This window comes from Magnetospirillum aberrantis SpK, from assembly GCF_011022235.1.
Lineage (GTDB): Bacteria > Pseudomonadota > Alphaproteobacteria > Rhodospirillales > Magnetospirillaceae > Magnetospirillum > Magnetospirillum aberrantis.
On the sequence record NZ_JAAIYP010000035.1, the window covers coordinates 206,497 to 217,748 of the forward strand.

Here is an 11,252-nt window from a genome sequence, read left to right on the forward strand (position 1 = left end):
GCGGCCGTTCCCTCTTCTAACAGCGAATCCCGGGGGTTGAGCAGAGCCTCCCCCTTATGGCGGGCCCAAGATGCAACAAGCCGGAAATTTTTGCAAAGGGCCAATCGTTGCAAACGAAACTTTTCGCCGCTTGACAGCCCGCTCGGGTCAGGAAATGACTCGTTTCATGCCGATGACAAATGCTTCGGGGCCGCCCGTCCGTCGCGCCTGGGGCCTTTGGCCCGCCATGGCGGCGATAGGACGGACGGCCCCGTGCGGACCGTCGCGGTCTAGTTTTTAGTTCAGCCCTCACCGGGCGCGTGCCTCCGCACGCTTGGCCGCGGCCTCAACGGCCGCAGGTGTGCCATGCGCCGGATTTGACGCTCGGCGCTAATGTGTCAACGGAGGACCAAGCCGCGCCAACTCGTCCTTGATCGCCAGTTTCTGGCGCTTCAGCACGGCGATTTGCGGCTCGTTGGGATAGGGACGCCGGGTTTCCGTGGCAATGGCGGTTTCCAAGGCGGCATGCTTGGCTTTCAAAGACTCGATCCGGTCCTGAAGGCTCATTACTATCCTCCCTACGAAATGGGGTGAGGAAGGAAGTGTATGCCGCCCGCCCCCCGCTGTCAGCATGGAAATCGGTTTGTATCTCTTATTGCTGGCGCGAAAGCAACATAATTTCTTGCGAATGGGTGAACTTTGACGAACGACGGCACGACCACCCCTCCCCGCCGCCTGGTGGTGGGCATCAGCGGCGCCTCTGGCGTGGTCTACGGCATCCGGGCGCTCCAGGCGCTACGCCCCCTGGGGATCGAGACCCATCTGGTGATGAGCAAGGCGGCCGAGGTGACCCTGGCCCACGAAAGCCACATGAAGCTGGCCGAGGTGCGGGCCTTGGCCTCGGTCTGGCACAAGACCGAGGACATCGGCGCCGCCCCGGCCTCGGGCTCGTTCCGCACGCTGGGCATGATCGTGGCGCCGTGCTCGGTGCGCTCCATGAGCGAGATCGCCAGCGGCGTCACCACCAGCCTGTTGACCCGCGCCGCCGACGTCTGCCTCAAGGAACGCCGCCGGCTGGTGCTGATGGTCCGCGAGACGCCGCTGCACACCGGCCACCTTCGCACCATGCTGCAATTGTCGGAAATGGGCGCGGTGGTGGCCCCCCCCGTCCCCGCCTTCTACGCCCGGCCCGACAGCCTGGAGGCCATGATCGACCACAGCGTCGGCCGCATGCTGGACCTGTTCGGCATCGAGACCGACTTGGTCCGGCGCTGGGGGGAATAAGAAAAAGCCCCCTCGGCGACCGAGGGGGCTTTGACCGGACCTGCGTCGATCACACGGCGCAGGAGTTCATCTCACCGATATAGATGCCCAGACCCCGCGCGGTATGGGCCAGGGCGCCATAGGGATCGACGGCGCGGGTGATGCCGGCGATCTCGGCCAGCGGCACGTCGACCACCGAACCATGCTGCCACGCCACCATGCGGTCCATCTTGCCCTGGGCGATCAGGTCCACGGCGTGCACGCCGAAGGCCGAGGCGATCAGACGGTCGCGCATGTTGGGCGTACCGCCGCGCTGAACGTGGCCCAACACGGTGACACGGGTTTCCGCGTCCACCATGGGCGCCAGCTTGGCCGCCAGATACTGGCCGATGCCGCCGTAGCGCACCTCGCCGCCGGTCTGCACCTGCGACACCGGACGGCCGTCCTCGGTCTTGCAGCCTTCGGCCACCACCACCAGGGCGTGGTTGCGGCCTTCCTCGCGCACTTCCTCGATCTTTGCGGCAATGCCTTCGAGATTATAAGGAATCTCGGGAATCAGGATGACGTCGGCACCACCGCCGATCCCCGAGGACAAGGCGATGTGGCCGACGTCGCGGCCCATGACCTCGAGGATCATCACGCGGTGATGGCTGGCCGCGGTCGGAGCCAAACGGTCGATGGCCTCGGTCGCCACGCCCAGGGCGGTGACATAGCCGATGGCATAGTCGGTGTGGGCGACGTCGTTGTCGATGGTCTTGGGAATGCCGACCATGGGAACGCAGCCCATCTTGCACAGCTTGTTGAGGATACGCATGGACCCGTCGCCACCGATGACGATCAGGGCGTCCAGCCCCAGTTCCCTGTATCCCTCGACAAAGTCCTGGGAACGGTCCTTCTTGCTGCCGTCGGGCATGGGATAGGCGAAGGGATCGCCCTTGTTGATGGTGCCCAGGATGGTCCCCCCCTGGCGCAGCATCTCGCCCGAGGCGACGGAAAGGTCGAACTCCACATAGGACAGCGGCCGGTTCATCAGGCCCAGGCTGCCGTCACGGATACCAAACACACGCCAGCCGTAACCACGGATGGCCCGATGGACAACCGCACGCAGGGCCGCATTCAAACCGGCGCAATCGCCGCCGCTGGTAAGAATGCCGATACGCTTTTCCGCCATGAAACCTCCTGTGGGCAAGACGACCTTACCCATACCGTTTCCGCCCGAGTTCTGCTACTGTCAACCAGGAACACCGGCCCAAGTGTCTTTACTCCGTCATGATCGACGACACCATCGAAGAAATACGCCGAAAACTGGCGGAGCTGACAACCGAACACAGAGATCTGGACGATGTCATCGCCCGCATGGCGGACGATCCGTTCATGGATCAGTTGCGTCTTCAGCGCCTGAAGAAACGCAAGCTGATGCTGAAGGACCAGATATCCTCGCTCGAAAACCAACTGGTCCCCGACATCATCGCCTGATCCCCGCGGTTCATGCCCGTTTCAGAAATTTCCGACCCGTGGTCGGAAATTCGTGGAAGCGCGATCAGTCCCAACGCTGCTGATAGGAAAAGGTCGGCAAGCCCCAGCCGCGCCAGATCGCCAGGAGACGCAGCGCGAAACCGGCGGCGAAGGCGGCCAGCACCACCAGATCGTGGTCGATCCCCCATTGGCGCAGGGCCAGGTAAAGCCCGCACACCACCAACGACACGCTGGCATAGATTTCCTTGCGGAACACCAGGGGCACCCGGTTGCACAGCACGTCGCGCAAGATGCCCCCCGAAATGCCGGTGACCATGCCGGCCATGACCACGATGGCGGTGGCATAGCCCATGGACAGCGCCACCTCGCAGCCGATCAGCGAGAACGCCACCAGCCCCATGGCGTCGAGCACCAGGAACACCAGCCGCAGCCGGTGCATGAAACGGGCGACAGCCACGGTCGCCAGACCGCAGCCGACCACCAGATAGACGTATTCGGGATGCTGGGTCCAGCCGATGGGGAAATGCCCCAGCATGAGGTCGCGAATGGTACCGCCGCCCAGCGCGGTGACGAAGGCGATGACGGCAACGCCGAACACGTCGAGATTGCGCCGGCCGGCGGCCAGGGCTCCGGACATGGCCTCGGCGGCAATGGCGATCAGATAGATGGTGTGCAGCACGGATGGGACTCCCACGAGACGCGGCCCCTTATGTCGGGTGTCGCGGCGCCTCTCCCCCTGTCCTTTGTACCTGAGAGTTCGACCCGCACGCGCGGACCTGCCCCTTCGGTGGGCCGCGCATGCGGCCGCTCTCCAGTCGGCATTGCAATCCCGCAGTCCATGAGCCTGAGCGATTATGGGAGTTTGCGCCTTCGGCGGAGGCCGTCTGACGGCCTCTCTCTCCTGCGGGAGGCGCGGATCATGTCCGAACCCCCGGTTCACGGTCAAGCCCCGGTTTACCGCAAGCCCTATTCCAAACCCCGCCGCTGGCGATCGGCGGCGGCGATGGCTGCTTCGGCGTTCTCGCCGGGCGCCAGTTGGTGGGTTCCCATGGCCGGCAACAGCGGGATACGGTGACCCAGCCAGGTGAAGGGCGGATCGGGAATGCGGGCGCAGATGGCCTCGACCTTGGGGCGGGCCTGGTCCTCGGACGTGCCGGGCAGCAAGATGGCGAAGTCGGAACCGCCCAGACACCCGACCATGTCGCTGGCCCGAAGCGCCCCCACCACCACCGCCGCCACATGACGCAAGGCGCCCTCGCCCGCCGCCAGACCGTAAATTTGACGCAACGCCTCGATCCCCGCCACCTGGACCAGGGCGACGGTGCCGGAGCTTTCGCCCGAGACAAGGAACGATTCGAGCTCGCGGACAAAGGCCCGGCGCGTCAGGCACGGCACCACCGAGTGACGGTCGCTTTGCTGTTCCAGCCACGACGACCGGCGCTCGGCCTGATCGGACAGCCAGTGCAGACGCTCGATTTCCGCCAGGATCGGCGTGATCGCCGTCAACAGGGCCGGCGTCACCGCTTCGGCCGGCAGGCCCAGCACCGAAGCGACGTCCGACGCCTCGGGCGGCGGCGAGGCGCGGGCGGCCTGTTCATAGGCGTGGAACGGTTGGTTGTGGCGGCGTGAAGCCCCCTCGCGCCCGGATGCGTAGCCCTGGGTGCGCAATGACGGCTCGACACGTTCTGTGCGATATTCATTGGCCATGGAATTCTTCCGTGTTTCCAAAAGGATCATAGCACGATCCACAGGCCACTTGCACAGTGGCGCGTGATTCCTATAATCCGCCCTTTCCTCGAATGCCCCCGGCGGGGGGAGGACAGACACGATGACGAACGCCGTGCCGCAGGTTGGCATCATCATGGGCAGCCAGTCCGACTGGGAAACCATGCGCCATGCCGCGCAAGTCCTGGCCGAATTGGGCGTCGCCTACGAAACCCGCGTGGTTTCCGCCCACCGCACCCCCAAGCGTCTGGTGGATTACGCCAGTTCGGCCAAGGGACGCGGGCTCAAGGTGGTGATCGCCGGCGCCGGCGGCGCCGCCCACCTGCCGGGCATGACCGCCTCGATGACCGCGCTGCCGGTGCTGGGCGTGCCGGTGGAAAGCCGCACCATGAAGGGCATCGACTCGCTTTATTCCATCGTCCAGATGCCGGGCGGCGTGCCGGTCGGCACCCTGGCCATCGGCAAGGCGGGGGCCACCAACGCCGGCCTGATGGCGGCGTCGATCCTGGCGCTTTCCGACGAGGCCCTGGCCGAACGGCTCGAGGCTTGGCGCACCCGCCAAACCGAAAGCGTGGCGGAAAAACCCGTCGATTCCGAACATCCCGACCTGATCGTCTGAGGCCCGGCCATGACCACGCCCACTCCGCTCCCTCCGGGATCCACCATCGGCATCATCGGCGGCGGCCAGTTGGGCCGCATGGCCGCGCTGGCGGCGGCCCGCCTGGGCTATCGCGTCCACGTCTTCTGCCCCGAGGCCGACAGCCCCACCGAACAGGTGGTGGCGGCGGCGACCGTGGCGGAATACACCGACCTTGCCGCCCTTGACGGCTTCGCCCGCGCCGTCGACGTTGTCACCTTCGAATTCGAGAACATCCCCGCCGAAAGCGTGCGCGTGCTGTCCGAGCGCGTTCCCGTGCGCCCCGGCTGGAAAGTTCTCGAGGTCGCCCAGGACCGGGTGGCGGAAAAAAGCTTCTTCAATTCCATCGGCATCGAAACCGCCCCCTGGGCCCAGGTGAACAGCGCCGCCGAATTGAAGGACGCGGTCGCCAGACTGGGCCGCCCCGCCGTCCTCAAGACCACGCGCTTCGGCTATGACGGCAAGGGACAGGTCAAGATCACCGCCGACACCGACCTGGATCAGGCATGGGCGACGCTCAAGGGCGCCCCGGCCATCGTGGAAGGATTCATCGACTTCGCCGGCGAGATATCGGTGATCGTGGCCCGCGGTCTCGACGGCACGTCCGCGACCTTCGACCCGGCGTGGAACGTGCACACCAACCACATCCTCGACACCACCACCGTCCCCGCCCCCATTCCCCGCTCCCAGGCCGAGGCGGCCATGGCCGCCGCCCACAAGGTGGCCGATGCGCTGGATCTGGTCGGCCTGTTGGCGGTCGAGATGTTCGTGACCAAGGACGGCCACCTGTTGGCCAACGAAATGGCGCCCAGGCCGCACAATTCCGGCCACTGGACCATCGACGCCTGCGTCACCGACCAATTCGAGCAATTCGTGCGCGCGGTGTGTGGCCTGCCGCTGGGCAGCCCCGAGCGCCATTCCGACGCCATTATGAAGAACCTGATCGGCGACAGCGTGAACGATTGGCCGAACATCCTCACCGACCCGGTGGCCAAACTGCACCTGTACGGCAAGGCCGAAGCGCGCGAAGGCCGCAAGATGGGACACGTCACCCACTTGAGCCCGCGCAAGCTGTAACCGCCGCATTCCGGGCATGACGGTTCGGAGACGTGCAAGATTGGTCATTGACGCCCCCGCCGCCAATGCGGGATTTTGCAAAAAACAAAACGGCCGCCGTTGAAAAACGGAAGACGTTGACCGAGATCATCGCCGGACGCACCGCCCCTTCCCAAGGGACCGCCGCGTCCTTGTCGGGACTTCAGCGGGCAGGGACCTTTGGAAGAGTTCATCCTTCGGCTTGCCGCCGAATACCATTACCTGACCTACCCGCTGGTGCTGGTGGCCACCTTCATCGAAGGCGAGACCATCGTCATCTTGATGGGTGCGGCCAGTTCGGCGGGCGAATTGCCCATCAACGTGGAGCTTCTGGCCCTGGCCGCCTTTGCCGGCAGCTTCTGCGGCGACCAGCTTTACTACCTGATCGGCCGGCGCTACGGGGCGCCATTGCTGAATCGCTGGCCGACCCTGGGGCACAAGATCGAGTGGGCGTTCCAACTGGTCAAGGATCATCCGACCCTATTCATCCTGTCGTTCCGCTTCATCTACGGCATCCGCAACATCGCCCCGTTCGTCATCGGCATCTCGGGCGTGCCGCGGCTGCGCTACATGGTCCTGAACTTCATCGCCGCCATGGTGTGGGCCCACAGCTTCGCCTGGGGCGGCTATTGGCTGGGCAAGGCGCTGGAACACTGGCTAGGCGAGAACAAGTGGTATGCGCTGTTGGGGTTCTTCGCCCTGGCATTGCTGGTCGGCGCCATCGGCTACCTCAAGCAAAAGCGCAAGCTGCGGGCGCTCGAGGCCAAGGAACGGGCCGAGAGCGACACATCCGCCGCTTCGGCCGACGTCCCTTCGGTCAGCGAGTAATCACAACCCGCGCGGCAACCCAACACCGCGCGGCAGCTTCCCCAACCAGCCGCCGGCCTGTTTGCGCAAGGCGGTGACACGGCCGACATCGGCCAGACGGCGGCGCAGGAAGGCGCGGGTGTCGGCGCAATCCTCGGACGGGTCGTCCAGCCAGAACAGCATCGTCGCCGAATAGATCGCCCCCAAAGTCAGGCGCTTGGTGTACCAGGAGAAATCGTTCGAACGTTCGCCGGCCAGCCGCCATGTCGCCTCGACGGTGGCGGCGGTGGCACGCGCCGCCCGCACCGGATCAAGCGCCATCACCGCCAATCCCCGGCGGATCGCCTCGCGGTGCGGCGCCCAGCGGGTGAAGCGGGCGTCAAGCACGGCCAACACCCGTTCCGGCACACGCAACGCCACCAGATCCCGGCCGGCAAGGTCTTCCTCCATCATGCGGTCGGCCAAGGCGGCGAAATGGGCCACCGCTTCGGCCGCGCCGCCCATGAAGGCGCGCTCGGCCAACGACGGGTCCAGACCTTCGGCGACGGCGGCTTCAGCCAGAACCCGCAGCGACCAGCCCTCGAACACCACATGGGGCAAGGCCGCCAAAACCAGACGGTCGCGAATCTCTTGGAAATCCATGTTCGTCCTCATCCTTCCCGGTCCAGGCCGCGCCGCATTTCCTCGACAAAGCCGAAGCGGCCGAGATCGGGCATGCGCTGGGGATACAAAATGCCGTCCAGATGGTCGCATTCATGCTGAACCACGCGGGCGTGGAACCCCTCGGCCAAGCAATCGACCGGACGGCCGTCACGGTCAAGCCCGGCATAGCGGATGCGGCACCAGCGCGGCACCGCCCCGGTCAACCCCGGCAACGACAGGCAGCCTTCGTACCCGACTTGGGTGCCGGCGTCGAGAGGCTGGATCACCGGGTTCAGCAACACCGACACCGGTACCACTCCCTCCTCGCTTTCGGCACGGGCGGCGGGGACGTGGAACACCACCACCCGCAACGGCGCATGTACCTGGGGAGCGGCCAAACCGGCGGCGTTGGCGTCTTGCATGGTCTCGATCATGTCGTCGATCAGGCGCTGTATCTCGGGGGCCGACGGGTCGTCCACCGCCTCGGCCGGGCGGGCCAGAATCGGGTGTCCCATGCGGGCAATTTTCAAAATCGCCATGTCCCCGTTCGACTCCTCTTGAGCTGGCGGCGGGAGTATGCTATCTGAGCGTCCTTCCCGGACGGCACCCGTGTCGTGCGACGGGGTTCTATTCAGCGTAGAGGAGCTGAGACACAACGTGCAAGTTCTCGTTCGTGACAACAACGTCGACCAGGCCCTGAAGGCGCTCAAGAAGAAGATGCAGCGCGAGGGCGTGTTCCGTGAGATGAAGCTGCGCCGCAACTACGAGAAGCCCTCGGAGCGCCGCGCCCGCGAAAAGGCCGAGGCCGTGCGCCGCGCCCGCAAGCTGGAGCGCAAGCGCTTGGAGCGTGAGGGCTTCTAAGGCGACAGCCGCCCGCGATTGTCGGCGGCCCTTGGAAAGACTCCTCTACCCTCCCCCGCCATTTTTTTGGCGAGAGAGCAACAAGGTCTGACCAAAGTCAATTGCGCAAGAGCGCCGCGATGCCATCATCGCGGCGCTCTTGGCGTTTGGCACCTCGGTTTGCTCGGGCATCTCCCCCTGTCCCCGTCCCCCCGACTTCCGGGGTCGCCATCGCCAAGAGACCGCGATCAGCCTAAAAATTAAGCAGCGCATTTCATTCTTATGGCATGCCTCTTAGGCAGGCAGCCATGCGTCTAACGCAATGGTGCCCATACGCACAGCCCTCTATACGGTAGGTAACGTAGTTTTAACCGACCTTATGAGAGGTCCAATGGCTTCCGTCGCCCACCTTTTGGAAATCACCAACACCGTCGCGGTGGAGACCGATCAAAAGATCGACCGCATCCACGGCATCACCCGGCGGTCGCGTATGCTGGCGCTCAACGCCTCGATCGAGGCCCAGCGCGTCGGCCAGATGGGGCGCGGTTTTGCCGTTGTCGCGGACGAAGTCAAGGCCATCTCGGCCGAAATTTCCCAAGTCACCGATTCCTTGCGCGGCGAACTCAAGGGCAAGCTTGCCACCTTGTCCGATTTCGGACGCTCGCTGGCCAACGAAGTCGCCCGCGTGCGTGGCGAACGTCTGGCCGATCTGGCCCACAACGCGGTCGAGATCGCCGACCGCAACCTTTACGAACGGTCGTGCGACGTACGCTGGTGGGCCACCGACCAGGCGGTGGTGGATTGCGCCGCCAACCCGGCCGATCAGGGTCATTCCCGCCACGCGTCGAAGCGGCTGGGGGTGATCCTCGCCTCCTACACCGTTTATCTGGACCTGTGGGTGGCCGATGCCTCGGGACGGGTCATCGCCAACGGCCGGCCGGGGCGTTATCCCAACGTCATCGGCACCGATGTTTCCGACGAGCAATGGTTCAAGGACGCCATGGCCACCCGTGATGGCGGCGAGTTCGCGGTCGCCGACATCACCCGCAACCGCAGCCTGGATAACGCCGTGGTCGCCACCTACGCCACCGCCATCCGCGAGGGCGGCGAAACCAACGGCGCCCCGATCGGCGCGTTGGGCATCTTTTTCGACTGGGAAGCCCAGGGCCGCAGCATCGTCGAAGGCGTGCGCCTGTCCCCCGAGGAAAAGGCCAAGAGCCGCTGTCTGATCATCGACCGCAACCATCGCATCATCGCCGATTCCGCCGGTTGCGGCGATCTCAGCGAGCACTTCCAGCTCAGCACCCGGAGCGGTGAGCGCGGCTATTACATCGACGGGTTCGGTTCGACGGTGGGCTATGCCCTGACCCCCGGCTACGAAACCTATGCCGGCCTGGGCTGGTACGGCGTCATCATCCAAGACGAATAACCCTTCCACCCTGGGTAAGACGACGGTGCTGCCAAAGCGCGCTAAAGCCGCTATGGTTGCGTTTGCACATATCGCCAGGAAAGGGGAATGGCAAGCCATGGCCCGCGTCATTCTGGAACCGCGCGAAGACCGCGCGGTTTTCGTCTTGCCCTTGACCATCCGCCCCGAACACATCGACGAGAACGGCCACGTCAACAACGTAGTCTATGTGGGATGGCTGCAAGAGGTCGGCACCGCCCATTGGGCGGCCAATTTCGAGACCGACCAGCGGGCTCCGTGGTCGTGGGTGGCATTGCGTCACGAGATCGACTATTTCCGCCCCATCCGCCCCGACGCCGCCGGTGTCCGCGCGGTGACCTGGGTCGGCGATCCCCAGGGCCCGCGCTTCAAACGCTATGTCCGTATCGAGGACGGCGAAGGCAATTTATGCGCCCAAGGGGTGACCGACTGGTGTCTGGTGGATGCCACCACCTTGCGCCCACACCGCATCCCCCCTGAGATGCTGGCACCGTTCGAGCATTGAACCGGATCGCCCTGGCGCTTACCCTGGCCGGGTTTTCACCGGAACGGCGACCGCCCATGGCACGGAACGGCATCAGCCGGCGTACGGCACTGACGGCGACATCGGCGTTCATTTGGACGAAAGGACAGGCCATGGCCGCGCCGCGACCGATCGTGGTGATGATCCACGGCGCCTTTGCCGGCGGCTGGTGCTTCGACGTGTTCCGCGAGACCTTTGCGGCCCAAGACTGGACCTGCCACACCCCCGACCTGATCGGCCACGGCGGCCGCCGGGACGCCAAGGACGGCCTGCGCGGCGTCGGCCTTGCCGATTATCGCGCCGAACTGGCCACGTTTATCCGCGCCTTGCCGGCTCCTCCCCTGCTGCTCGGTCATTCCATGGGGGCGGTGCTGGCCCAACAACTGGCCGCCGAGGGACTGGCGCGAGGGCTGGTCCTGGTCAGCCCGGCGCCGCGCGCCGGCATCCTGCCGACCAGCACGGCGGAAAAGGCGGCGGCACAAGGGCTGATGTCTCTGGGGGCGTTCTGGCAAGACGCCATCCACCCCAATTTCGAAATCGCCGCCCACGATTCGCTGAACAAGATCCCGCCCGCGCAGCAACGTGCGCTGTTCGACCGTTTCGGCCCGGAATCAGGGCGCGCCCTGTTCGAACTGTTCTTTTGGATGTTGGACCCCACGGCCGCCTCGGCGGTTGACGTGGCGGCGGTCCGCTGTCCGGTGCTGTGCCTGGGCGGCAGCGACGACCGGGTGTTTTCCACCGCCACCTTGCAAGCGACCGCCGCTCCCTATGTCGGGGCGACAATCCGCGAACTGTCCGGCCACGGTCACATGCTGCCG

At 65.3% G+C, this 11,252-nt stretch carries 15 protein-coding genes and 1 riboswitch; of the genes, 9 read left to right on the plus strand and 6 right to left on the minus strand.

Annotated elements, in window-relative coordinates:
- Nucleotides 1–369: 369 nt before the first annotated feature.
- Nucleotides 370–546: a YdcH family protein gene (locus G4223_RS09160; protein WP_163678183.1), complete on the minus strand. Its 177-nt coding sequence runs from the start codon at nt 544–546 to the stop codon at nt 370–372.
- Nucleotides 547–678: 132 nt separating this feature from the next.
- Here G4223_RS09160 and G4223_RS09165 point away from each other — a divergent pair, with 132 nt between their 5' ends.
- Nucleotides 679–1,263, plus strand: coding sequence for a UbiX family flavin prenyltransferase (locus G4223_RS09165; protein WP_163678186.1), 585 nt, complete (start codon nt 679–681; stop codon nt 1,261–1,263).
- A 49-nt stretch (nt 1,264–1,312) separates the two neighbouring features.
- On the opposite strand, the gene G4223_RS09170 is transcribed toward G4223_RS09165, so the two are convergent.
- Nucleotides 1,313–2,413, minus strand: coding sequence for an ATP-dependent 6-phosphofructokinase (locus tag G4223_RS09170; RefSeq protein ID WP_163678277.1), 1,101 nt, complete (start codon nt 2,411–2,413; stop codon nt 1,313–1,315).
- A 98-nt stretch (nt 2,414–2,511) separates the two neighbouring features.
- On the opposite strand from G4223_RS09170, the gene G4223_RS09175 reads away from it, so the two are divergent.
- The gene (locus G4223_RS09175; RefSeq protein WP_163678190.1) at nt 2,512–2,718 is read left to right on the plus strand and encodes a YdcH family protein; all 207 of its coding nucleotides are present in this window, start codon (nt 2,512–2,514) and stop codon (nt 2,716–2,718) included.
- Nucleotides 2,719–2,782: 64 nt separating this feature from the next.
- Here the strand turns inward: G4223_RS09175 and G4223_RS09180 are convergent, their stop codons facing one another.
- Together G4223_RS09180 and G4223_RS09185 are read right to left on the minus strand one after the other, a co-directional pair.
- Entirely contained in the window at nt 2,783–3,412 is a 630-nt protein-coding gene (locus G4223_RS09180) for a trimeric intracellular cation channel family protein (RefSeq protein ID WP_338086850.1), read from the minus strand.
- Between the two features lie 128 nt (nt 3,413–3,540).
- Nucleotides 3,541–3,632: riboswitch (glycine riboswitch) on the minus strand.
- Nucleotides 3,633–3,684: 52 nt separating this feature from the next.
- Entirely contained in the window at nt 3,685–4,425 is a 741-nt protein-coding gene (locus G4223_RS09185; RefSeq protein WP_163678211.1) for a GGDEF domain-containing protein, read from the minus strand.
- A 121-nt stretch (nt 4,426–4,546) separates the two neighbouring features.
- On the opposite strand from G4223_RS09185, the gene purE reads away from it, so the two are divergent.
- The 3 genes from purE to G4223_RS09200 all read left to right on the plus strand — a co-directional run bounded on the left by purE (nt 4,547) and on the right by G4223_RS09200 (nt 7,003).
- Entirely contained in the window at nt 4,547–5,062 is a 516-nt protein-coding gene (gene purE, locus G4223_RS09190) for a 5-(carboxyamino)imidazole ribonucleotide mutase (RefSeq protein WP_163678215.1), read from the plus strand.
- Nucleotides 5,063–5,071: 9 nt separating this feature from the next.
- Nucleotides 5,072–6,157, plus strand: coding sequence for a 5-(carboxyamino)imidazole ribonucleotide synthase (locus G4223_RS09195; protein ID WP_163678218.1), 1,086 nt, complete (start codon nt 5,072–5,074; stop codon nt 6,155–6,157).
- A 198-nt stretch (nt 6,158–6,355) separates the two neighbouring features.
- Nucleotides 6,356–7,003, plus strand: a complete 648-nt coding sequence (locus tag G4223_RS09200) for a DedA family protein (protein WP_205762441.1) — start codon at nt 6,356–6,358, stop codon at nt 7,001–7,003.
- Here the strand turns inward: G4223_RS09200 and G4223_RS09205 are convergent, their stop codons facing one another.
- Both G4223_RS09205 and def read right to left on the minus strand, forming a co-directional pair.
- Complete coding sequence (locus G4223_RS09205; RefSeq protein ID WP_163678221.1) at nt 7,004–7,624, minus strand: COQ9 family protein; 621 nt, start codon at nt 7,622–7,624, stop codon at nt 7,004–7,006.
- Between the two features lie 8 nt (nt 7,625–7,632).
- Nucleotides 7,633–8,163 carry a peptide deformylase gene (gene def / locus G4223_RS09210; protein ID WP_163678224.1) on the minus strand — a complete coding sequence of 177 codons (531 nt, stop codon included), beginning with the start codon at nt 8,161–8,163 and terminating at the stop codon, nt 7,633–7,635.
- Between the two features lie 118 nt (nt 8,164–8,281).
- Here def and rpsU point away from each other — a divergent pair, with 118 nt between their 5' ends.
- From rpsU to G4223_RS09230, 4 genes are all read left to right on the plus strand, one after another.
- Nucleotides 8,282–8,485 carry a 30S ribosomal protein S21 gene (gene rpsU, locus G4223_RS09215; protein WP_002726599.1) on the plus strand — a complete coding sequence of 68 codons (204 nt, stop codon included), beginning with the start codon at nt 8,282–8,284 and terminating at the stop codon, nt 8,483–8,485.
- 370 nt (nt 8,486–8,855) lie between these two features.
- A complete protein-coding gene (locus tag G4223_RS09220; RefSeq protein ID WP_163678225.1) occupies nt 8,856–9,893 on the plus strand; it encodes a methyl-accepting chemotaxis protein in 1,038 nt (345 codons plus the stop codon).
- A 97-nt stretch (nt 9,894–9,990) separates the two neighbouring features.
- Entirely contained in the window at nt 9,991–10,416 is a 426-nt protein-coding gene (locus tag G4223_RS09225) for an acyl-CoA thioesterase (RefSeq protein WP_163678228.1), read from the plus strand.
- Nucleotides 10,417–10,547: 131 nt separating this feature from the next.
- Nucleotides 10,548–11,252 (plus strand): alpha/beta hydrolase (locus tag G4223_RS09230; protein ID WP_163678230.1); only part of this gene is annotated, 705 nt, incomplete at its 3' end.

Bases quoted from the DNA above. Each gene is read 5' to 3' on its own strand.
- G4223_RS09160 (WP_163678183.1), bottom strand. From the start codon at position 546: ATGAGCCTTCAGGACCGGATCGAGTCTTTGAAAGCCAAGCATGCCGCC.
- G4223_RS09170 (WP_163678277.1), bottom strand. From the start codon at position 2,413: ATGGCGGAAAAGCGTATCGGCATTCTTACCAGCGGCGGCGATTGCGCC.
- G4223_RS09175 (WP_163678190.1), top strand. From the start codon at position 2,512: ATGATCGACGACACCATCGAAGAAATACGCCGAAAACTGGCGGAGCTG.
- G4223_RS09185 (WP_163678211.1), bottom strand. From the start codon at position 4,425: ATGGCCAATGAATATCGCACAGAACGTGTCGAGCCGTCATTGCGCACC.
- purE (WP_163678215.1), top strand. From the start codon at position 4,547: ATGACGAACGCCGTGCCGCAGGTTGGCATCATCATGGGCAGCCAGTCC.
- G4223_RS09195 (WP_163678218.1), top strand. From the start codon at position 5,072: ATGACCACGCCCACTCCGCTCCCTCCGGGATCCACCATCGGCATCATC.
- G4223_RS09205 (WP_163678221.1), bottom strand. From the start codon at position 7,624: ATGGATTTCCAAGAGATTCGCGACCGTCTGGTTTTGGCGGCCTTGCCC.
- def (WP_163678224.1), bottom strand. From the start codon at position 8,163: ATGGCGATTTTGAAAATTGCCCGCATGGGACACCCGATTCTGGCCCGC.
- G4223_RS09220 (WP_163678225.1), top strand. From the start codon at position 8,856: ATGGCTTCCGTCGCCCACCTTTTGGAAATCACCAACACCGTCGCGGTG.
- G4223_RS09225 (WP_163678228.1), top strand. From the start codon at position 9,991: ATGGCCCGCGTCATTCTGGAACCGCGCGAAGACCGCGCGGTTTTCGTC.